Origin of the sequence: Porcipelethomonas ammoniilytica (assembly GCF_025567485.1) — a bacterium.
Taxonomy (GTDB): domain Bacteria; phylum Bacillota; class Clostridia; order Oscillospirales; family Ruminococcaceae; genus Porcipelethomonas; species Porcipelethomonas ammoniilytica.
The window spans coordinates 252299-276425 of record NZ_JAOQKH010000001.1 but is presented as its reverse complement, the minus strand read 5'-3'; the positions used below and the strand labels follow the sequence as shown (position 1 = coordinate 276425).

The 24127-nt window shown below is 31.5% G+C and carries 21 protein-coding genes and 1 other annotated feature; of the genes, 7 read left to right on the top strand and 14 right to left on the bottom strand.

Translation table 11 applies throughout. The features are described from left to right. Nucleotides 1-10: 10 nt before the first annotated feature. From purC to OCV67_RS01245, 4 genes are read right to left on the bottom strand one after another with little or no spacing between them, the layout of a single operon-like run. On the bottom strand, nt 11-730 hold the full coding sequence (gene purC / locus OCV67_RS01260; protein ID WP_317235024.1) for a phosphoribosylaminoimidazolesuccinocarboxamide synthase: 720 nt from the start codon (nt 728-730) through the stop codon (nt 11-13). Between the two features lie 16 nt (nt 731-746). Further along, nucleotides 747-1250 carry a 5-(carboxyamino)imidazole ribonucleotide mutase gene (gene purE, locus OCV67_RS01255; RefSeq protein WP_147642036.1) on the bottom strand — a complete coding sequence of 168 codons (504 nt, stop codon included), beginning with the start codon at nt 1248-1250 and terminating at the stop codon, nt 747-749. A 21-nt stretch (nt 1251-1271) separates the two neighbouring features. Then, nucleotides 1272-2297 carry a WG repeat-containing protein gene (locus OCV67_RS01250; protein ID WP_147642035.1) on the bottom strand — a complete coding sequence of 342 codons (1026 nt, stop codon included), beginning with the start codon at nt 2295-2297 and terminating at the stop codon, nt 1272-1274. Further along, a complete protein-coding gene (locus tag OCV67_RS01245) occupies nt 2284-3252 on the bottom strand; it encodes a glycosyltransferase family 2 protein (protein WP_147642034.1) in 969 nt (322 codons plus the stop codon). The genes OCV67_RS01250 and OCV67_RS01245 overlap by 14 nt, the downstream gene beginning before the upstream one ends. Before the next feature lie 178 nt (nt 3253-3430). Between OCV67_RS01245 and lnt the strand changes: the two genes are divergently transcribed. From lnt to OCV67_RS01215, 6 genes are all read left to right on the top strand, one after another. Then, entirely contained in the window at nt 3431-4963 is a 1533-nt protein-coding gene (gene lnt, locus OCV67_RS01240) for an apolipoprotein N-acyltransferase (RefSeq protein ID WP_147642033.1), read from the top strand. Between the two features lie 79 nt (nt 4964-5042). After that, nucleotides 5043-6962 (top strand): NAD(+) synthase, encoded by a 1920-nt coding sequence (locus OCV67_RS01235; protein ID WP_147642032.1) that lies wholly within the window; start codon nt 5043-5045, stop codon nt 6960-6962. A 44-nt stretch (nt 6963-7006) separates the two neighbouring features. Next, nucleotides 7007-7657, top strand: a complete 651-nt coding sequence (gene pyrE, locus OCV67_RS01230) for an orotate phosphoribosyltransferase (RefSeq protein WP_147642031.1) — start codon at nt 7007-7009, stop codon at nt 7655-7657. A 54-nt stretch (nt 7658-7711) separates the two neighbouring features. Further along, nucleotides 7712-7927: a binding site (T-box leader), on the top strand. A 53-nt stretch (nt 7928-7980) separates the two neighbouring features. Further along, nucleotides 7981-9198: a tyrosine--tRNA ligase gene (gene tyrS, locus OCV67_RS01225; protein ID WP_147642030.1), complete on the top strand. Its 1218-nt coding sequence runs from the start codon at nt 7981-7983 to the stop codon at nt 9196-9198. 3 nt (nt 9199-9201) lie between these two features. Beyond that, the gene (locus tag OCV67_RS01220) at nt 9202-10080 is read left to right on the top strand and encodes a DMT family transporter (protein WP_178084952.1); all 879 of its coding nucleotides are present in this window, start codon (nt 9202-9204) and stop codon (nt 10078-10080) included. A 51-nt stretch (nt 10081-10131) separates the two neighbouring features. Next, entirely contained in the window at nt 10132-10428 is a 297-nt protein-coding gene (locus tag OCV67_RS01215; RefSeq protein WP_147642029.1) for a hypothetical protein, read from the top strand. A 60-nt stretch (nt 10429-10488) separates the two neighbouring features. Here OCV67_RS01215 and OCV67_RS01210 read toward each other — a convergent pair whose 3' ends face one another. Next, complete coding sequence (locus OCV67_RS01210) at nt 10489-12846, bottom strand: methyl-accepting chemotaxis protein (RefSeq protein WP_147642028.1); 2358 nt, start codon at nt 12844-12846, stop codon at nt 10489-10491. 13 nt (nt 12847-12859) lie between these two features. Then, nucleotides 12860-14932, bottom strand: a complete 2073-nt coding sequence (locus OCV67_RS01205) for an efflux RND transporter permease subunit (protein WP_147642027.1) — start codon at nt 14930-14932, stop codon at nt 12860-12862. Nucleotides 14933-15162: 230 nt separating this feature from the next. Here OCV67_RS01205 and OCV67_RS01200 point away from each other — a divergent pair, with 230 nt between their 5' ends. Then, nucleotides 15163-15765, top strand: coding sequence for a TetR/AcrR family transcriptional regulator (locus tag OCV67_RS01200; RefSeq protein ID WP_147642026.1), 603 nt, complete (start codon nt 15163-15165; stop codon nt 15763-15765). 53 nt (nt 15766-15818) lie between these two features. Here OCV67_RS01200 and OCV67_RS01195 read toward each other — a convergent pair whose 3' ends face one another. The 8 genes from OCV67_RS01195 to OCV67_RS01160 form a co-directional block, all read right to left on the bottom strand. Further along, the gene (locus OCV67_RS01195; protein WP_147642025.1) at nt 15819-16550 is read right to left on the bottom strand and encodes a hypothetical protein; all 732 of its coding nucleotides are present in this window, start codon (nt 16548-16550) and stop codon (nt 15819-15821) included. A 157-nt stretch (nt 16551-16707) separates the two neighbouring features. Further along, nucleotides 16708-17256, bottom strand: a complete 549-nt coding sequence (locus OCV67_RS01190) for a hypothetical protein (RefSeq protein ID WP_147642024.1) — start codon at nt 17254-17256, stop codon at nt 16708-16710. 153 nt (nt 17257-17409) lie between these two features. Then, a complete protein-coding gene (locus tag OCV67_RS01185; protein ID WP_147642023.1) occupies nt 17410-19080 on the bottom strand; it encodes a peptide ABC transporter substrate-binding protein in 1671 nt (556 codons plus the stop codon). 131 nt (nt 19081-19211) lie between these two features. Next, on the bottom strand, nt 19212-19778 hold the full coding sequence (locus OCV67_RS01180) for a hypothetical protein (RefSeq protein ID WP_147642022.1): 567 nt from the start codon (nt 19776-19778) through the stop codon (nt 19212-19214). Nucleotides 19779-19981: 203 nt separating this feature from the next. Next, complete coding sequence (locus tag OCV67_RS01175) at nt 19982-21088, bottom strand: DegT/DnrJ/EryC1/StrS family aminotransferase (RefSeq protein ID WP_147642021.1); 1107 nt, start codon at nt 21086-21088, stop codon at nt 19982-19984. A gap of 12 nt (nt 21089-21100) precedes the next feature. Beyond that, nucleotides 21101-21886: a ChbG/HpnK family deacetylase gene (locus tag OCV67_RS01170; RefSeq protein ID WP_147642020.1), complete on the bottom strand. Its 786-nt coding sequence runs from the start codon at nt 21884-21886 to the stop codon at nt 21101-21103. 21 nt (nt 21887-21907) lie between these two features. Continuing rightward, a complete protein-coding gene (locus OCV67_RS01165) occupies nt 21908-22900 on the bottom strand; it encodes an NAD-dependent epimerase/dehydratase family protein (RefSeq protein WP_147642019.1) in 993 nt (330 codons plus the stop codon). Nucleotides 22901-22931: 31 nt separating this feature from the next. Beyond that, the gene (locus OCV67_RS01160; protein WP_147642018.1) at nt 22932-24125 is read right to left on the bottom strand and encodes an ATP-grasp domain-containing protein; all 1194 of its coding nucleotides are present in this window, start codon (nt 24123-24125) and stop codon (nt 22932-22934) included. Between the last annotated feature and the right edge of the window lie 2 nt (nt 24126-24127).

Genomic DNA, 24127 nt, shown 5'->3' with positions numbered 1-24127 from the left:
GATGAAAAAATTATTCTCCCAGAAGTCTTTTCATAATTTCTTTATATGCGTCTTCCTCGCCGCCCATATTTCTTCTGAATCTGTCCTTATCAAGCTTTTCATGAGTAACGCTGTCCCAGAAACGGCATGTGTCAGGAGAAATTTCATCTGCCAGTACAATAGTGCCGTCAGATGTCTTGCCGAATTCCAGCTTAAAATCAATTAATTCAATATTAAGATCCTTTAAATATTCAGAGAGTATATCATTAATTTTAAGTGCGTAAGATGCAATCAAATCCAATTCATCTTTTGTACACCATTCCATTGCCATTATATGATATTCATTTACCATTGGATCTCCAAGATCATCATCTTTATAACAGTATTCTAAAACTGTTTTGTTTAGTTTTATACCCTCGTCTAAACCTATTCTTTTGGACAGTGAGCCTGCGGCTATATTTCTTACTATTACTTCGAGAGGTACGATTGTTACACGTTTTACAATTGTTTCACGGTCTGAAATTTCTTCGACAAGATGAGTAGGTATACCATTTTTTTCTAGAAGTTTCATAAGATGATTAGTCACCCTATTATTAATGACCCCTTTATTATTTATGGTACCTTTTTTTTCACCGTTGAATGCTGTAGCATCATCTTTGTAATCGACAATAACATAGTTGTCATTATTTGTTGCAAAAACCTTTTTGGCTTTGCCTTCATAAAGCTGTTCTGTTCTAACAATATTTTCCATTTAACTTTCCTCCAAATTAAATTAAATTATTTATTTCCTGAGAAATTTTTTTATCTTTAGCTTTAACTGATTCTGACATTTGTTTTTTCATATCAACAAGTTTATCTGATAATTCTTTATCAGATAATGCAAGAATCTGTACAGCAAGAATCGCAGCGTTTACCGCACCGTCAATTGCCACAGTTGCTACAGGTATGCCGCTTGGCATCTGAACAGTTGAAAGTAAAGCGTCAAGACCGTCTAAGGTTGATGATTTTATTGGAATTCCAATTACAGGAAGCGTTGTATGAGCTGCTAAAACTCCCCCCAAATGCGCTGCTTTACCGGCTGCGGATATTATTACTCCAAAACCGTTTTCCTGAGCATGCTTGGAAAATTCAGCCGCATCTTCAGGAGTACGGTGTGCTGACATTACATGCACTTCAAACGGAACATTAAATTCCTTAAGTTTTTGAACAGCTTGTTTAACAACGGGAAGATCGCTGTCGCTCCCCATAATAACAGCAACTTTTTTACTCATAATTTAATCACCTTTTCCATTTTATAATTCTTCTTTATTAATACTTTTTAATATCATTGAATCGCCGTCTTTAATAACCATCAGCGACAATAAAGATTTTAAATTTTTTATATTTTTTTCATGATTCTTATAATCATAAATTACTTCTACAGATAAGATATATGTATATTCTTCCGAAATAAACTTTTCAATTTTTACATTTGATATATTTTTAATTTCACAATTATTAAAAAAATTATTTAGTGAAAGAGACGAATAGTATTGATCATTGGTTATCTTTTTAATTTCCTCCATATTATTTGAGGTAAGAGCCTCAAAATATGTGCACATGATATTAAAAATATCAAATAAATCATCTGAATTTGTCTGCTCTATTAATTCAGCATTATTAACATCAAATGTAATATTAATTTCTGATTTTATTTTTCGTGAGAATTTAATTTCCGAACATATTATTTTATTATTATCATTTAAGAAAATATAGTCTCCAGAATCATTTGATAAAGTTAATTTTTTATTGTCTTTATCATATTGATATTTCAACCATTTTTTATCAGTAATTAAGTTACCGCATGTATCAAACACAGAAAAGCCCGTTTCATTTTCAAAATAACCTATTAAATAATCGTTATCGACAGAAATAAATTTGGTATAAATAAATGGAGTAATATAATTTTCATCACTATCGATTATACCCATTTTAAGAACGTCATTTATCTTTTTTTGAACGGCAAATCGATTTGAATTCAGAATATAAATGTTATCCCATTGCGGCTCAATAACCGACCTGCCTTCACTATCAACAATACCCAACATACCATCGTCATTTCTAATAATTTTATAGTTAGTTTTATCAGTACTGAGATCAGTAATAATATTTGAATCCAGATAAGCCTGATTATTTTCTTTATTAACATCATAATAAAATTTAATTAATGCCGCTAACATAACAACTAAAGTACAGAACAAAAAAATAAACATTAATTTTATATGCCAGTTCATTTTATTGTTTTTGTCACTGATATTTATTTTATTAATCTTTTTCATTTTTATCTTTTACAAATTGTTCAGTTTCCTTTATCAAATACACTGGTCTTTGCTTAGTTTCAAGATAAGTTTTAGATAAATATTGTCCAAGAATACCTATACAAAAAAGCTGTAAACCGCCCACAAAGAAAATTGCACAAACAATAGTCGGGTACCCCTGAACATCTTCTCCAAATACAAGCGTTTTAATAACAATGGCAATAATTATTATAAATGCAATCAGACAGCTTAATATGCCGAGAAGAGAAGCCAAAGCAAGCGGCGCAGTTGAAAAAGCAAAAATACCTTCAAGTGAATATGAGAATAACTTACTGAATGACCAGGCTGTAGTACCCGCAGCTCTTTCAACATTTTCATATTCTATATACTTGACATTAAATCCTACCCAGCTGAAAATTCCCTTTGAAAAGCGATTATATTCTTTCATAGACAATATTGAATCAACCATCTGACGCGTCATAAATCTAAAATCCTGAGCGCCGTCTACTATTTCAGTCTGGGAAATTTTATTCATGATTTTATAGAATTTTCTTGCAAACCATGAACGTATTTTAGATTCGCCTTTTCTGTTTATTCTGCGTGTAGTAGCACAGTCATATCCATGATTTTTAACATAATCATACATTTTGGGAATATATGCAGGAGGATGCTGCAAGTCAGCGTCCATAATAACCACATAATCACCTTTTGAATTTTCAAGACCGGCATACATTCCTGCTTCTTTGCCAAAATTTCGGGAAAAAGAAATATAACGGACATGTTTATCCTTATAAGCTAATTCCCTAAGCATATTTAAAGTATTATCTTTTGAACCGTCATTTATAAATAACAATTCAAAATCCAGCTGAGAATTACCAACTTTCATGTCATTCATAGTTTTTGTAATCTCATCGTAGAACATCGGAAGAACTTCCTGTTCATTATAACAAGGGACAATAATTGAAATCAATTCCATGTAAAAGCTCCTAACACCTAACAATACTATAATATAATACAACAATTTTCACAAAATTGCAAGAGGATTTTTGCTTTTATCTAAATATTATAATTAATTAAAACAACAAACAATAAAGAATATTTTTTATTTTTTTTGAAAATATAATTTTATGACTTTATAAAAACAGGATTTTAAAATGAATAAGAATAAATGTATTTGCATATCTGCGTTGTCTGGACTAATATCAGCATTGTCATTTAATATTAATTGTTTATGGTTTGCCATATTTTTTTCTATTTCACCGGTTTTTTATGTAATTTTAAAATATAAATGCCATACGAAATTAATTTTGTTTAATTTTACATTTATATTTTATTGTATTTCAGACATATGGATTTTATCAATTGGAGTTAATTATTTTGAAAATAAGTATTTAGGAATTATTATATCAGTTATTTTACTATTAATTATTTCAATTTTATTATCAATAATATTTATACTTCCATTTACTATTTATAAAAATACAAATTATATATTTACAGATATTTTAATTTTAAGTTTTTTATATATATTTGGAGAATGGCTGCAAGGACAATTCGTCCCATTTGCATTTCCCTGGAACAGACTATGCAATATTGTTGTTAAAGATATAAAATTTATACAAACTGCAAGTATTCTAGGCGGATTATTTATTACTTTCCTAATATTATTAATTAATTTTATGATTGCTTGTTTTTTTATTTATAAAAAGAAAAAATCATATATATTTTTAATTTTTGCATTAAATATATATTTGTTAAATACTATTGCTGGAGAAATAATTATTCAAGGTACACAAAATAACAGTGAAGCTGAAAATGTTTTATTGGTACAGGGTAATTTTTCAAAAAAAGAAAAATGGAATACAGCGCCGGAAGACATTTTAGATAAATATTTAAAATTGACGGATAAAAATTTAGATAATAACACTAAATTAGTTATTTATCCTGAAACTGCATTATCAAGAGGTATATTTGAAAATAATTTATTAAAACAAAAGCTTTTTGAATTTTGTAATGAAAAAAATATAACTATATTATTCGGCGCTCAGTACAATAAAGGAGAATACCAATATAATGCCTGTGCGGCAGCGTACCCCAATAAACAATATTCAAAAATATATTTTAAACAAATTTTAGTACCGTTCGGAGAATATAATCCATTTTTTACTGAAAGTAATATTCAATTTATATCAAATCCATTTACTAAAGGAGATGAATCAATTTTAATTGAAACAGAAATAGGTAAATTAGGATGCGGTATTTGTTTTGAATCAATATTTCCGGATCATATATCTAAAAATTCGGCTCTAGGCGCTGAAGCAATTGTTATACTGACAAACGATTCTTGGCTTGGAAGAAAGATACCTCTTTACCAACACCATTCACATTCAATTTTAAGAGCAGTTGAAAATAAAAAATATGTAATTAACTGTACAAATACAGGGGTATCTTCTGTCATATCTGCAAATGGCGAAGTAATTGAAAAAACAAATATAAATTGTTCTGACACTGTTTCAGCTGATATTTATACAAATAGTAATATAACATTTTATACTAAATATGGAGATATAATAATTATTCCAGCGTGCTTTATAGTCTTATGGTTATGTTTAAAAACAATATATATAAAAATTGCAGAGATTATTTTATTTGTTAAATTTAAAAAATCTTTAAAATTATACAAATAAAAGTTAATTTTTTCTTGCATATTGTTTTTATTTAGGTTATAATATATATGATTATTGAATTTATTAAGAGGTATCCAATATGAAACATGGTTTTGTTAAAATTGCATGCGCTACTCCGGATTTAAAAGTTGCAGATTGTGAATATAATGCAGGTTGTATTATAAATATGATAAAAGATGCACATGAAGCCGGGGTTATGCTGTGTTCTTTTCCGGAACTTTCTATAACCGGATATACCTGCGGTGATTTGTTTTTTCAAAAAGCTTTACTTGATTCAGCCGCTCTTTCTTTAAATAAAATTATAAACGATACCGCTGATTACGATATGATAAATATTGTCGGTCTTCCTTATTCTTTTGAAGGTAAAATTTATAATTGCGCTGCTGTTTTTCAAAAGGGAAAGTTGTTAGCTTTAATTACTAAAAAAAATATTCCAAACTATTCTGAATTTTATGAAGCAAGACATTTTACTCCGGGTATAAAAAATTCTCAAACTATATTTTATGGTAAGTCTGTTCCTATAGGAACAAACTATATTTTTAATTGTAAGAATATGCCTGAATTTATTTTTGGAATTGAAATCTGTGAAGATTTGTGGGTTACAGATTCTCCTTCCATTATGCTCGCTAAAGAAGGCGCTAACATTATTGTAAATTTATCTGCGAGTAATGATATAATCGGAAAATCAGATTACAGAAGAATTATAGTTAAAGCACAATCAGGAAGTTTACTGTGCACTTATATGTATGCCAATGCTGGTATAGGCGAATCAACAACAGACATGGTTTATTCAGGACATAGTATTATATCGGAAAATGGAGCATTATCAGTTGAATCAGAAAGATTTTCCAATGGAATAATTATTTTTGATACAGATCTTCAAAAAATTGAATCAGAAAGAAAACGTTCAAATACATTTCAGAAATCATCATTAATGGAGAACGAAAAATATATTAAAATTCCATTTGACATTAAAATGCATGATGTACAAATAAATAATAAAATCTCTCCTACCCCATTTGTTCCGTTATCTGTCGAAGATATTCACTCTAGATGTAAAGAGATATCGGCTATGCAGTCAATCGGTCTTGCTAAGAGAATTAAACATACTAATTGTAATAATGCAATTATAGGATTATCCGGCGGACTTGACTCAACTCTTGCCCTTATTGTAACCGTAAACGCATTTAAACACCTTAATTTAAATCCAAAGGATATTATTGCTGTGACAATGCCTTGTTTCGGTACTACAGATCGAACTTACAGCAATGCATGCAAGCTTGCTGAACAATACGGAGCAACACTTAAAGAGATAAATATTAGAAACAGCGTAATTCAACATTTTTCAGATATTGGTCACGACATTAATAATCATGATGTTACCTATGAAAATTCTCAGGCAAGAGAAAGAACACAGATATTAATGGATATTGCCAATCAAAATAATGGATTGGTCATCGGGACAGGCGATTTATCTGAACTTGCACTTGGCTGGTCAACATACAATGGCGATCATATGTCAATGTATGCGGTGAATGCATCTATTCCTAAAACCCTAGTTAGATATCTGGTCAAGTATGAAGCGGATTGTTCCGAAAACGAATTAAAAAACACTCTATATGACATTTTGGATACCCCGGTAAGTCCTGAATTGCTTCCGCCTGATGAAAATGGTATTATTTCTCAAAAAACTGAAGATCTGGTAGGACCTTATGAATTACATGATTTTTTTCTTTATTACATGGTCAGATTCGGGTTTTCACCTGAAAAAATATTTAGAATCGCTCTTTTGGCATTTAAGGGACAATACGATGAAAATACCATATTAAAATGGGAAAAAATATTTTATAAACGTTTCTTTTCACAGCAATTTAAACGTTCTTGTCTTCCGGATGGTCCAAAGATAGGAAGCGTTGCCTTATCGCCCAGAAGTGATTTCAGAATGCCAAGTGACGCATCAGTTAATGTTTGGCTGTCAGAACTTGAAAATATTAATTAATACGGTAATTACCGTATTAATTATACATAAATGGAGGACTAAATATGAATTACAAAGAAAGCTTTATTAAATTTATGGTAGAAAGCGGAGTTCTTACTTTTGGCGATTTTACTCTTAAAAGCGGAAGAAAAGCTCCGTATTTTGTAAATACCGGAAACTATAACACCGGTGCGCAGCTGGCACGTCTTGGAGAATATTATGCTCAATGTATTAAAGAAAATAATGTTCAGGTTGATACACTTTTTGGACCTGCATATAAGGGTATTCCCCTTGCAACTGCATGCAGTATTGCTTTGTTTAATAAATACGGTATTGATGTAAATTATGCTTTTGACAGAAAAGAAGCTAAAGACCATGGTGAAGGCGGCGTCATTGTTGGACGTAAAATGGAAGATGGTGAAAAAATCGCAATAATTGAAGATGTAATTACCGCAGGCACTGCTATAAGAACTGTTTTACCCCTTCTTAAAGAACAAGCTGATGTGGATATTACAGCATTAATAATTTCGGTTGACAGAATGGAAAAAGGAAAGGGCGAATTATCGGCAGTTCAGGAAGTTAAGAAGGATTTTGGTATAAATGTATACTCTATTGTTACAATGGAAGATATCATTGACGCTATAAAAAATGATATAATTCCGGGTAAAGAATATCTTGATAAAATGATAGAATATAGAAATATATACGGTGTCTGAGTAAAAAATATTTTTTGTTATCTTGACAATATCTGTTTTATATGCTAACATAATAAAAAAGTAATGATGGGAATAGTAGTCTTTATCTATGATTTTCAGAGAATCCTTGGTTGGTGAAAAAGGATATTCATAAACTGACGAATACGCCCCTGAACTGATAATCTGAAATAAAAGTAGGATTATTCGGGTACGCCCGTTAAAGCGTTTTAAGGTCGGGTTTTTATTCGATAAACTGAGGTGGTACCACGGTAAAAAATTATCGTCCTCTGATGAGTATATGCTCATTGGAGGACTTATTTTATTATTGAAAGGATTTAGAAAAAATGACATTATTTGAAGAACTTAAAAGAAGAGGTCTTTTAGCGCAGCTTACTGACGAAGACGAAATCAAAGAACTTATAAACAATGGAAAAGCAACATTCTATATTGGTTTTGATCCTACTGCCGATTCTCTTCATGTTGGACATTTTATGGCTCTGTGCCTTATGAAAAGACTTCAAATGGCAGGAAATAAACCTATCGCTCTTCTTGGAGGCGGTACTGCAATGATAGGTGATCCGTCAGGAAAAACTGATATGAGAAAAATGATGACAAAAGAAACAATAAATCATAACGTTGAATGTTTTAAAAAACAAATGAGCAGATTTATTGACTTTTCAGACGGAAAGGCTTTAGTTGTAAATAACGGTGACTGGCTTCTTGATCTAAATTATGTTGATATTTTGCGTGAAGTTGGAGCACATTTTAGTGTTAATAAAATGCTTACATTTGAGTGTTATAAGCAAAGAATGGAAAGAGGTCTTACTTTCCTTGAATTTAATTATATGATTATGCAAAGCTATGACTTTTATAAGCTCTATACAGATTACGGTTGTAATATGCAGTTCGGCGGTGACGATCAGTGGGCTAATATGCTTGGCGGAACGGAGCTTATCAGAAAGAAACTTGGTAAGGACGCCTATGCAATGACTATTACTCTTCTGCTTAATTCTGAAGGTAAAAAAATGGGTAAAACAGAAAAAGGCGCTGTATGGCTTGATCCTGAAAAAACTTCACCTTATGATTTCTTCCAGTACTGGAGAAATGTTGATGACAACGATGTTATTAAGTGTCTTAAAATGCTGACCTTTGTACCTATTGAAGAAATTGAAAATATGGAAAGAACAATGAAAGGTGCAGAGCTTAATAAGGCTAAAGAAATATTGGCTTATGAGTTGACCAAATTAGTCCATGGCAGCGAAGAAGCCGATAAGTGTATTAAAGCCGCAAGAGATGTTTTTTCCGGTGCAGGAAACAGTGAAAATATGCCTACTACCAGTATTAATGCAGATGAGCTGGAAAACAATGAGATTGGAATACTGACTTTACTTGTAAAAACAGGACTTGCATCTTCTAACGGGGAAGGAAGAAGACTTGTTCAGCAGGGAGGAATTTCTGTTAATGATACTAAAATAATTGATCCCACTGTAAAAATTGATTTGTCAAATGAGATAATTATAAGAAAAGGTAAAAAAGTATTTCATAAAGCTGTTAAGGCATAAATTATGATAAAAATAAATAGAAAATACTTAGGGATATTTTATATAATTGTATCTGCATTTTGTTTTGCGCTAATGAACACTTTTGTACGTCTTTCCGGCGATATACCTACAGTTCAGAAAAGTTTTTTTAGAAATCTTATTGCATTGATGTTTGCTTTTGTTCTTTTAAAGAAAAATAAAGTAGAAATCAAGTGGCATAAGGGAAATCTTAAATTTCATTTTATCCGTTCAATTGCAGGAACTATAGGAATATTATGTAATTTTTATGCAGTTGACCACATGGTTTTGTCTGATGCGTCTATGTTAAATAAAATGTCACCATTCTTTGCAATAATTTTTTCTTTAATATTTTTAAAAGAAAAGGTTTCATTGACTCAGGTAATAATTGTAATCTCTGCTTTTTTAGGAAGTTTATTTATTATTAAACCAACATTTATAGGTATGGAATTTTTTCCGGCCGTTATCGGTTTTTTAGGCGGTATGGGAGCGGGTGCTGCATATACTACGGTTAGGTATCTTGGTCAAAACGGTGAAAATGGAACGTTTATTGTATTCTTTTTTTCTTTATTTTCATGTTTAGTGACACTTCCCTATTTATTAATAAATTTTCATTCTATGACTATAGTACAAATGATTTATCTAATATGTGCAGGATTGACGGCTGCCGCAGGTCAGTTTTCAATTACTGCTGCATATCGCTGTTCACCAGCAAAAGAAATATCGGTATATGATTACACTCAGATCATTTTTTCAGCAATACTAGGTCTGATTATTTTTCAGCAAATTCCTGATATGTATAGTATTATAGGCTATATTATTATAATTATATCAGCAGTAATAATGTTTGTTTTAAATAACAGGAATCGAGATAATTATAACTAAAACCGAATATATTTATATGAAATGGATATGATATATTTGAGGTGATAAAATATGTCAAAACAAGGAATGAAACGTCCTGAAAGAACACATATAAAAAAACACAATGATGTTTCACCTGTACCGGAAATTCAAGGTAAAGCTAAACACGGTAAAACACATGTTAACCCTATCATAGCCGGAACATCATCACCATCACTTAAAGTATATCACTCCAGACCAACTTCCTTAAAAAATATTAAATCCGATCATGAAAAACCTATATCGCCAATTTATCCGGTTATTGATAATGATCTTGCTAGAGATAATATTGAAAATGATATTCCGGCTGCAGATTTACAAGATCTATAGTAACTAAATGCCCTTTGAATCAATCAGATTCAAAGGGCATTAAAAATATAATGTTAATATTTATTCTTCAATACCATCAATTGTATAAATGAATTTTACTTTACCATCCATGTTGTTTTCAATTCCTGAGAAGTTATTATACTCTTTTGAAAGATCTGTAAGCTTTTTAATTCTATCAATAAGTTCTTTTACATCATCATTATATACATGTGATATTTTATCTACTCCTTCTTTTTTAAACTTTTCCATTCCCTCTTTCAATTCCTTTGAACCGCTTTCAAGCTTTTTAGTTCCATCAGAGAATTCCGAAACTCCGCTTTTAAGTGAATACATACCATCCATAAGACTTCCGCTGCCTTCATATACTGCTGCTGCACCGCTTGTTAAAGCTCCAATGGAATTATAAAGCGTATCAGTACCGTTTTTTAAATTTTTTCCGCCTTCCTTAAGCTGAGAAAGACCACTTTTCAGTGAATCAGCGCCGGCATAAAGCGAATCAGCACCATCTTGTGCAAGTTTAACTCCTGATTTTAAATCCTCAGTACCGTCTTTTAAAGAATTATTAGCAGATGTAAGATTGCTAGTTCCATTAGTTAAATCTGATGCACCTTTATTTACCTTAATTACAGAATTATATAGTGTGTCGCTGCCTTTACTAATTTGTGTACTTCCCTCTTTTAAACTTGATAAAGCCTCATCAATGTCATTTACACCTTCAGCAAGCGCTGATGATCCTTCCTCTAAATTACCAATACCATCACTTAATGCAAAGGCTCCGTCAATAAGTTGAGTCGTACCATCTTTTAAAGCGCCCCCGTCTTTCATAGAAGCTGAAATTTCTTCCTGTCCGGCAATAGTCTGCTCCATAATACCTATCATTTGACCGACACTTTCATCTTGTGTCTGCTCATATACCGCTTTTAGCCCTTCGAGAACCTGTCTATTATAGCTTATAGTTTCGTCAAGACTAATACTTGCCTGATCAATTCCATCCGAAAGATTTCCAAGACCGCCTGACAAACTTTCTGCACCGCTGTTTAACTGATCAATACCGCCCAGGGCGTCTTCCATTCCTGATTTAAGCTGTTCAACGCCGTTTTGTACTGCGGATACGCCATCATCTAATTTTGATGCTGATTCAGATAATGTTTTTGAACCATTTTCCAACTGAGATGTTCCCTCCGACAAGCTTTTAGCTCCTGATTCTACTTGTTTAGAACCTTCCAGAACTGCTTCAACACCGTCATTCAAAGCTGAAGCACCATCCAATATAGGTGAAAATCCCTCAGATAAACTCTTAGCTCCTTCCGCAAGATTTTCTGAACCAGTTTTTGCAGAATTTATTCCTTCATACAACGCTGCTGCTCCATCAGATACCGAACCTACGCCGTTTTCAAGTATTTCAGAACCGTATGCAAGCTCCCCAGCACCGTCGTTAAGCTCAGAAGTTCCGCTGTAAAGCTGAGATATACCGTCTTCCAGTGTTCCAGTACCATCCATTAGAGATTTGATACCATCATAAAGCTCTGAGGAACCGTCTGTAAGCTTCTCGGCCGCATCGGTCATTTCACTTATTTTTTTATCTAAATCATCAATATCATTAACATCATCCATATCTATACCAGAAAATAATTCGTTAGTTGCAACGGTAAATGAAGTTGAAATAGAAAAATCAGTTACATCAGCAGAAAATTCAAAATAATCCGGAATATTTATATCACTATCCTTTTGCTTATCCAATCCAAGACTTTCTGATAATCCGGGAACTGCCATACCTGTAATAATAAATCTTTCACCGTCAGAAATATACTGTCCGTTTGTTACTTCAATATTGCTGAATTTATCACTGTCAAGTATGGATGCTGATATCATAAGAAACGGTACATACATATCCGTATTTTTGCCTTTATATTTTACCGTTACTTTTTGATTATTTTCATAATCATAACGAACTGTAACTCTGCCGCTTTTTCCTAAAAGTTCATCAGATGATATTTCATTTCCGTCAAGATAATAAGTCAGTTTTACTGAAACCGGCAGCTCTTTATCTGTAGTTCCCTGATAATAAATATCTTCTCCCTGTGCATTCCATTCAACTTCACCATTGTTTATATGGAAACTTTCATCGCCTTTAACATTTTCAATATTGCTAAGCTCGGATTTATCTTTAATGCTGGAAAGACCGCTTTTGTTATCTAACCAGTCGCTAACGATAACATTTTTTTTATTACCTTGTGAATCAGCTACCACGTATACCGTTTCTTCTTTTATTACGTCGCTGCTTTTTTCTTCGGAATTCTGTGAAACAGAAACAGTTTCCTTTTGTGCTTTCGCAGCTGTTACTGCAAAAACGCCTGTTGAACCTGCTGATATAAGAATTGCCATTACTGCGGCAAGAACCCTTGTTAATTTTTTCATTGTAAGTACCTCCTTATGATTTTTTAGGCTTAAATCCCATTGATGTTTTACATATAAGTTTATCAAATAACATAAACATTGACGGTAAAACTAAAATTACTGTAAACATACTAATAATTGCACCTCTGGACATTAATATACAAAGGGAAGAAATCATATCCATTTTTGAATATAAACCCACTCCGATCGTTGCAGCAAAGAATCCTAATGCACTGACGATAATTGATTTCATAGATGTTGAAAGTGCGATGTAAACTGCTTCTTTTTTGTCCTTGCCTCTTGACCTTTCCTTCTTGTATCTTGTGGTCATTAAAATTGCATAGTCTACAGTAGCTCCTAATTGAATCGTTCCGATTACTATAGATGCAATAAACGGTAATACAGTACCAGTATATGCCGGAATACCCATATTTACAAAAATTGCAAATTCTATTACTGCGACCAATATAACTGGAAGTGAAATAGATTTTAAAACCAATGCAATTAAAATAAATATAACGCCAATTGAAGCAGCACTTACGACATTAAAATCATGATCCATAATTTTAATTAGATCTTTAGTAGCGGGAGCTTCACCAATAAGCATACCGTCCTTATCATATTTTTTTACTATGTTATTTAATTCTTGTATCTGATTGTTTACCTCATCAGATGCTGTTTTATATTCAGAACCAATCAGCATAAGCTGCCAGTCATCACTTTTTAGCATAGATTTTATAGAATCAGGAATTACATCCTGAGGAATTGCAGATCCTACAAGCGTATCCATTCCAAGCGCAAAGCTTATACCGTCAATATTCTTCATTTCACTCAGCATTTTATTTACATCTTTGGACTTCATATCAGAATCAACTAAAAGCATGTGAGTTGAATTCATATTAAATTCTTCAGATAGCTTTGTATTTGCTACTATACTGTCTGTATCTTCAGGAAGCATCGTATCAAAGTTATAATAAACATTGTAGTGTGTGTAACCATAAATTGCTGGCGCTAAAGCTACTGCAAAAATTATAAGGAAAACCCACCAGCGTTTTACTATTAATGTAGCTATTTTATCTAAAGAAGGAATAATATCTCTGTGCCTTGTTTTTTCGATTGCTTTATCAAAAGTAAGAATAAATGAAGGAAGTATAGTAACGCAGCTTATAACTCCGAATACGACTCCTTTTGCCATAACAATACCCAAATCCAATCCAAGTGTAAAGCTCATAAAACACATTGCAAGGAATCCGGCTACAGTTGTAAGTGAACTTCCCACAACCGAAGAAATTGTATTTGAAATTGCATGCCCCATCGCACGTTCTTTATCACCAGGAAATCTCTTCTGATTCTCCTGATAACTATGCCACAGAAAAATTGAAAAATCCATGGTAACGCCTAGTTGAAGTACTGCGCTTAACGATTTGGTAATAAATGAAATCTCGCCCAGAAAGAAATTTGTACCTAAATTATAAATAATAGCCATTCCTATACTAAGCATAAAGAAAACGGGTATTAAAAATGAGTCCATTGTAATTGCCAGAACTATACTTACCAGCAAAACAGCAATTACAACATACATTACAGATTCCTCGTTGGAAAGGTTTTTTATATCTGTAACAACTGCTGACATTCCGCTGACAAAACACTGATTTCCGGCAATTTTACGTATTTCTTCAACAGCTGCCATTGTTCCGTCGCCCGATGACGCATCGTCAAAAAATACCGCCATAAGTGTAGAATCTTCAGAATTAAAAAAATCATAAAGATTATCCGGAAGTATTTCCTTCGGTATGCTTATATCAGCAATTGTATCATACCATACTACATCGGCAACGTGATCTACTGCCTCGATCTTCTTTTTGGTTTCCACAACATCTTTATCGGACATACCTTCTATCATAACCATGGAAAATCCACCTTTTCCAAAATCCTCCATAAGTATGTCCTGTCCCTTCATGGTTTCAATATCTTTAGGCAGATAAGACAAAATATCATAGTTAACTCTTGTTGTTATAAAACCGATTGCAGAAGGTATTAATAAAATAATACCTATAATGATAATAAGTATTCTATGCTTTGCAATCCATTTTCCAAATTTAACCACAATACCGCTCCTTTCAAATATGACCATTGGTCATTTAGTAATAATATTATAATACGGTCAGATTATAAAGTCAATAGAAGAATCTCAAAATAATGACCAGCAGTCATTATTTTGTAGTCTTGCACAATCACAGCTTTTCCAAAATAATGACTATTGGTCATTTTGTTAAATTGACATTTTATCAAAGTTATAATATAATTAATATAAATAAGGAAAAAGGATGTCTTTCTATGGGAAAATTGGATATAAATAAAAAGAAAAAACGTGAATCGTTATTAAACACTGCTTTTAATATGTTTACAACAAAAGGCGTTAGTCAAACGTCCATATCTGAAATAGTAAAAAAAGCAGGCGTTGCCAAGGGTACGTTTTACCTTTACTTCAAAGATAAATATGATATTAAAAACAAGTTGATTTCTCATAAGTCCAGTCAGTTATTTAAAACAGCAATTGAAGAAATGAACAAACATACTGAATTAAGCTTTGAAGATGAAATAATTTTTATAATCGATAATATAATAAATCAATTAAACGATAATAAATCCCTTCTAACATTTATATCAAAAAATCTTAGTTGGGGAATATTTAAAAATGCTTTAATATCTCCGGAAAATGAAGATGATTATAATTTTAAAATTGTTTATGAAACCATGATAAATGCTTCTCCTAAGAAATTAAAGGATCCGGAAATTATGCTTTTTATGATAGTTGAACTAGTAAGCTCTACCATTTACTCATCTATTCTTTATAATGAACCTGTTGAGCTTGAAATTTTAAAGCCTTATCTTTACAGCACTGTACGAACTATTATCAGTAAACATGAAATGGAATAAAAACATTAAACGCCATGTAAATCAATTACATGGCGTTTAATTATGATAATATTTTATATACTTCCTACAGAAATAATATTTCCGCTAAGGTCGTCATAATAACCGGCATTTCCGCTTGAAAGCATACTGCTTTCAGCACAATCAGTATCGATAATAAATTCAACTACGTTACCGGAATTATCGCCTCTTGGAACATAACAATTAGTAGCATCAGTATGCGCATCTGATTTTACATCTGCAACTATTGCTGTAAAACTGTAACCGCTGTCTAAAGTTATAAGAAATCTTTCACCGCATCCATCAGTTATACCAGTTCCAAGAGCCACACAGTAATCATCTCCTATTCTTCTGAATCCTCTTTCATCAGTATAGGCCTGCTGCTGCATTTCATATTGAACTGATGAAGTATCAGTAATACAACGATAGTCCATATATGCCTTGAATGAACTGTCAAATCCTTCATAAAATAATCCGTCATCATACTCTGTGTTGTCATAAGTTTCCTCAGATTCAAACTGATCATTTTCATCATATTCGTCACACTCAGTAGTATCGTCGATAGGTTCGATAACTTCTTCAATTTCGTTATTTTCTAAATTTTCAATTTCTTCATCCTCAATATTAACCTCGTGTATTATTTCTTGATTTCCATGCATTCCCGGATAATATTGTATTCCTTCTGGTTTAGTACTTGGAGAAATCACCATCATTGATGAAAGAATTCCCAAACAAAAATTATAAGCAAATAAAATAAGAATCGCCTCCGATAATTTATATATTGGCATATATTTCTTATTTTATTCAACTTTTTTTGAAAATATTACAATTTGATTAAATTTTGATTAATAATTGTAATAATTTATGGATAGAAAAATTTAACCTCTGATTTTATAATATAATTATAATGCTCCGGTAATATTTCCGGAGCATCAGATAAATATATTATTCAGCTGCATTAAATGTTACTTCACCATTATAAATTGTCAGCAGAACATCATCTTGATTTTCATCACTTAAAATATTAAGAGTTATATTTGCTGTTGAATCAATCTGACGAATTGGATCAGTCATCTGACCAACTGCTGAAACAAGAGTATCAATCATAGTATTCCAAGCGTCTGCCGCTGCTTCATTTGCCAAATTTGCAGCTAATCCGTCCTGCCAGATAGAAACCACATAATTCTGAGTATCTTCTTCATAATCTACCAACATATTTTCACCAAAGGAAGATTCAAATCCCATTTGCAGAATATTTAAAATTAATTCCTGAGGATCTTCGCTATTTAAATCAAAATCAGAATCCGAATCAGCATCAATGTCACTATCAGCAGCGGATTCTGAATCTGATTCAATATCAGCTTCTGTTACTACCTCGGTTGTTTCTTCAGTTGTTTCCTTTTTACTGTCATCATCTGATGAGTCGTTACAAGCTGAAAGGCATGCAAGCATTGCGGCTGAACATACAATCGCAAGTATTCTTTTAATTTTCATAATAATTTCTCCTTCTTAATAATTAACAATATTATTTTATCACTAAAAAGGAAATAATTCAATTAACAATATGCAACAAGTTTATCAAAAAATAAGTACAATTTTTTATATTTACAGCAAGCAATTATGATTAATAATTAAACTAACGCCATTTTACTCAACATATTTGGCTTTTCTGAAGAATAGCTGTTTTGTAAATGGATCATATAAAATATCATTATTTCCAGAACTCATTATTTCATACTCAGATTTATAAAAAATCGGTATAAAGTTAAAATCATTGAGTATAATTTTTTCAGCTTCTAAATATTTTTCAATTCCATTATTATAATTATCCAAATTTCTCAGTTCGTTTATCAGACTATCAAGCTCAGAATTAGAATAACCAATATCATTAGATCTAGACATAAAATTTTCTAAAAAAGAAACAGGACTATTAAAATTACTCGTCATAGGATATATAGCCATGATATAGTCTTTTTCTTTAATTCGTTGATAATATTCATCTTCTGCTACTTCCTCAATACCTATATAAAAACCAAATAAAGTCTGCCAACTTTGTGTTACCAAATGAAGATAATCAGTATCCATCAAGTTTTCAGGAACAAGTATCTTTATATTTTCTAAAGATTGTAAATTCATAATATCCATTCCCTGTTCATAGTAGGAAACAGCAAGCTCAGGGTTATAATCAATATTTGAACCATCAAATGAAACTGAAGCAACCTTTTCAGAATTTAATTCACGATAACTTTTATTAAGAAATGAAACACCCGGAGGAATTATTCCGTAGGCAGTTTTCAGATCGTCAGAAAGCTGTCCTTCAAAGCTTGACTTATCAATACCATAAGCTAAAGCTTTTCGTATATTGGGATTATTGTATCTTGGATTTTCAGGATTTATAATTATTCCTAATGTATAATTTTCATATTTATTTACATTACAATTTTTATATTTATTTTTATTATACATAAATGAAAGCAATACATCTGATTCGTTGTCTGCAAAGCTATTTTCAGATTCTTCATAAGTATCTTTTATATAAAAATTAAGTGACGTTGGATAAATTTTGTCATACTTATTATTTGCCAAATTACGTTGCATATAAACAAAATTATCATGTCCATAAGGATCATAGAACCATTGTCTTATAAAGAATGCTCCATTTGATATTATAGATTTATCATCAAGACCATAGCGCCCTTTTGTATTGTAAAAAAATTCTTTGTTGCAGGGCATTGCCGCTGAGCTTGCCAGTGAACTAAGAAATCCGGCGCTTGGATAATCCAGTTCAAAAACAAGTTCAGTATCGCTTGCTGCTGTAACTCCAATGGAATTATAATCAGCCGAGTTTTTAATAATACTCTCTGCATTTTTCAGACACAAAAATGTTTCTCTATGCGGCGAACATGTTTCCGGATTAAAAATTCTCTGAAATGCAAAAACAAAATCATGAGCGGTTACAGGAAAATACTCATTTTCATCTACTGATTCATTTTCGTTTTCGTCATAAAACCAATAACAGTCTTTGCGAATTTTGAATGTATAAGTAAGTCCGTCATCGGATATAGAATAATCTTCAGCAACTCCATTTGACAAAATTCCGTTGTCGTCCATAGTAACAAGACCTGTAAATAGATTACCAATAACTGTCATAGAACTTGTATCTGAAGCATATTGAGGATCAAGACTTTCCGGATTTCCTACCATTGCATAATCAAATATATAATCGGCACCATCTGATTGTGTCTCTGAACATCCTCCTAAAAGTATAGATGATGACGCTAAAAACAATGCTAATAAAACTGAAAATATTTTTTTCAAGTTATCCTCCCTTATTACTGTTCTACATTTTTCTTTTTATATAAAATAATTATATCATTTTTTATAACAGCAATCAAGGGATTAAAAAAATAAATTTTTAAATTACGGTATGCAAAAATAAAATTTACATATTATGTATACTGTAATTGTCTTTTAGCTATATCTTTTCTAAATAACAATTTAAATAATTTTCGTATAAACGGCTGAATAAAGAAAAGCTGTGAAAATAAAGCAAACGGAAAATTATAGCATACTAATTTTATCCAATTAGCCAGTAAAGTGATTATATTAAAACCATCATAATATGGATAATACAGCCATGCAGCAACAAAGCTCATTGCCGGACACATCAATGAAACGGTAGCACTTATAATTGCAGTTTCAAAAAGTACAGGCTTAGTTTTCTGAGGATCAAATATTTTTATAACAAGCTTAAACGAACATGGACTTCCCATCACAAGTTCAAGTAAAAAGGCAAAACAAAATTCAATAATAACAACAGTCCATATTGGCACAAATTGCCCGAACATATAAACTCCGCCTTGTGTATTTATTGCATTGATCACATCCGTTGCTCCGGTGCTTTCCATAAGAATGCTGCCATTAATTACATATAAACTGTAAAATACATAGGCATGTACAGTTACAATAACTGTCATAAGTGCAAATATAGTTCTCTGAAATAAATTTCTTGGCATAAAAAATTCTCCTTTTCTGTTTAAAAAAACAAAAAACACACATTATACCTAAATAAATCTGAATTGGACTTAGTTCCGTAATCAGATTTACATACCAAAAGGTACAACATGTGTCGTTTTCTTAATATTAAATTACAATAAAATTATATCATAATTTCTTTTTAAAGTCAAGCTGAAATAAAATAATTTTTATACTGATAAATTTATTTTTTCTTTAACTTCAAAATAACTTCACAAATTTTATCTACATCTTCCATGCTCAAATCCGCATAAAGTGGAAGAGTAAGAACTCTTTTACTTATATGTAAAGCAACAGGAGTAAGTGATGCGTCATACTTACCATGAAAGCAATCAAACGTATTTGTCAGAGGATAGAAATATTTTCTTGCGCCAATACCATTTTCTGCTAATGCATCAAATACTTCATTTCTGCTAACCCCAAATACCTTTTCATCAAACACAACCGGAAAATATGCATAATTGGACTGTACATCCTTCTGAACAGGACTAAGCTGTAAACCGTCTACACATTCAAGATGACTCCTATAGCGTTTAACAACAGCTTTTCTTTTAGCGATTTCACTATCAATATTTCTCAGATTGCATAACCCCATAGCTGCACAAAATTCATTCATTTTAGCATTTGCACCAACACCGTCAACAGTTTCAGGACCCCTGATGCCAAAATTTTTTAAGCGATAAAGATTAAGACCAAATTCTTTATCTTTAAAGCATACGGCCCCGCCTTCTATACTATTAAAAACTTTTGTAGCATGGAAACTAAAACATGAAGCATTGCCAAATGAACCAATACCTTTACCTTTATATTTTACTCCAAAAGTATGTGCAGCGTCATAGATAACTTTTAAACCATATTTATCAGCAATATGCTCAATTTCTTCTATTTTACATATGTTTCCATAAACATGAACAGGAACTATAGCACAAGTTTTATCGGTAATCAAATCTTCAATTTTTGTAACATCAATTGTAAAATCTTCAGCATTAACATCACAAAATACTGGCTCAAGACCGTTTCTAACTATAGCATGCGTTGTTGATGCAAATGTAAATGGTGTTGTAATTACTTCTCCCTGCAAATTCATTGCCTGCATGGAAAGTTCCAATGCCATATGACCATTTGTAAATAGATCTATTTTATCAACATCCAAATACTTTATCAGTTCTGCCTGAAGTTGCTTATGTTTAACTCCCATATTTGTAAGCCAGTGACTTTCCCATAATTCTTTTATTTCTTTACAATATTCCTCATATGACGGCATTGAGGAACGGGTTACTAGTATAGACATAGCATTCTCCTTTTATTTAAAGCAATCATACCTTAAAATTGTTCCATACTTTAGCAATTCATTATATACTTCATTCATTTCTTTATAAGCATTTCCTTTATATGAATCAGAACAATCCAATAATATTCCATTTACAATTTTAGGATGGGTAAATATTTCATATACATCATTATCCGATTTATTACAGTCAATAAATTCTTCACAATTGCTGGAATAATTATTAACATGATATTTACTTAATTTAAAAATAAAATTCATTATATTATAATAAATTCTTAGTTTTTTTCGTCCTGTTTTCATTAAGTTTGGCCGTATTGGCCTTATACTGCGAAACTTATATTTTTTTAATAATGGATGCAATGCGATCCATACAGGTAAATGAAGATGAATCCAATTGTGAGAATCAATATGCTTTTGCGTAAAACCGTAATCCAAATATTTCTTTATCTGTGCCTCACATTCTTCTCTTATGGCTAAAATATCTTTTAACCGCATATTATGTTTTAATGTTTTTAGCACTTCATTTACACAATTAAACTTAAAAAAGCCATTTTTATCACATAATGATGTTCCTGTTATTTTTTTTGATAAAGGTTTTCCTAATGTCAAGTTTAAATGAAGACAAACTTTATCTTGATAACCGTTATCTTTTGATAATTTTACGGCTTCATCTGTAAAATCATTCATATTTACCATTATTGAAGCCTGTGAGCAATATCCGTTAATCATAGAGTAATTTATAGCAGTATTTCTTGAATCTTCTCTGCCAAAATCGTCTGCATTGATAATTATTCTCATTATATATTCTCCGTAAAAATTCTATTTATATAAATCGGAAAACCTATTTAGCTCCATTTCTTTTTTAAAATCTTTCAAGTAATCAATATAACTGTAAATTGGTTTATAATCCAAATCGTCAACTGCTTTGGTTATATCCATGTGATAAGTACGTGCATTTGGCTTTTCCGGACAATATATTATCTCCGACTTATTATCCTTGGGAGAAAATACTTCAATAATACCTTCAATTTGTTCTTGTAAAGTAACTGGTATGCCTGTTCCGACATGGTATATGCCGCCTTTACAATCTGCAGTTATTGCCTTATACAACATTTGACAAAAATCCTTTACATAAACGACATCATGAGACTTTTCAGGATCCCCCCACAATTCTATAGGTTCACCCTTCATAGCTTTTTCCATAAATAATCTATATGCTTTTTTTCTTGGTTTTCCGTCTACGTAAAATATATCTCCTTTTCCATATGAATAAATGGTCGGCAATCTAAAGATAAACTTTTTTAAACCATACTCCTGACAATAGTGCTCAATAAGATCAACAGCGGCATTTTTGGATATAACGTATACGGCATGATCGCCTTTAAATGAGAATTTTCTCGGAAGATCAGGCGATAAAATTGTATCCGTATTAATATACTCGCCAATTTCTCTGATTGTCTGTGTATAAATAATACGATCTACAGCATTTTTACGGCAAAATTCCAGAACATTAAGTGCGCCAATTGTATTTATTTGAAGGTATTGTTCAGGTTTATAACCCTCCATTGAAGCCGGTAATATCCCAGCTTCAAAAATTACTGCATGTACATTGTCTTTTGGAAGAATCTCTAAAGACTCTTTTTTTGAAATATCTATAGAAAAATATTTTATACCATATCTATCAAAAAAATTTGTCTTTTTACGGCCGGCAGCAATAATTTCAAATTCATTTTTATCTATATTTTCAAATAAATAATCAATTAAATATGCGCCAGTATTTCCTGTTGCACCTAAAACAATAATTTTTTTCATAATTATAACCTCTCTTTTTAAACTTAAAGTTTTATTTTAATAAAATCCTGATATGATTATCTATATTTTGTAGAATGCGGTTCATTGAACCAGCTGAATCAAATTTAAAAAATATTATTCCTAATGCTTTGGAAGCATTATCAAAATATTCTACCTTATCACCTTTTTTCTTATAAATACATTTTTTTATAATAAAATGCTCAGCTTCTTCTGAAAAAATTATTTTATCAAAAATTCCATTTTTATCAGAATGTAAATTATGAGTAGCATAAAACGGAACCGGTTTATATTTACTTATATCCGGAGCGTCACCCATAGCAACTTTTATGGACATTTCAACAACATTTATATTAAATATATAACCTAATAAATCAGGAATCATATTTCCGCCGTTTCTCGGTCCTACATCAATAAGCCACACATCATCATTCTTGTCAACTATAAGTTCTACATTCATGGCGCCGTCTTTTATATAGAGTTTGTTTACCAGATCCTGTAAAGTATCTTTTACTTTATTAATATCACTATTTTCAAGCTCAAGCGGATAACTCTTTCCAATTGGTACCAATGAATTTACTTTGTTATCACGATGGCAATTCATTAAACCCCAAAGCGTCACATTTCCATTTAACACAAATATATCTCCGCCGATAAGAAATTTATGTTTTTTTTCAATAAATTCTTCTATAATAATACGATTGCATCTTGAAAAAGAAAATGCTGCTTCTACAGCATCCTTTAAACATTCCCACGAATAAAGAACAGTTGCTCCTTTACTACCCGAAGAATCCACCGGCTTTACAATTACTGGAAGTTTATATCTCTGAATATCGTTTAACACATCTGTAATATTCATGTAACCATTAGCAACGGGAGTATTAAATCCATTTTTAGATAAAAAATTTCTAAACTTATCCTTGTTGCATAAGATTTCAACGGATTCATAAGGATTACCGGGCAATCCCATTTTTTGGGAAATATAAGCTGCAGTTGGTGCAGCCGGATCTGAAGCATACGCTAAAACACCATCTACTTTTTCAGATAATGCTACATTTAAAACAGTTTCTTTATCGGTAGTACTCACCAAATAAAATTTATCAGCAACATATTGACCTGGATTATCGGTCAGAAAATCACAAAGCACAGTATAATAACCTAATTTCTTTGCTGTTTCAATTGCAATTACTTGCTGTGCTGAACCGCCAAGCAACAATATCTTCTTCAATT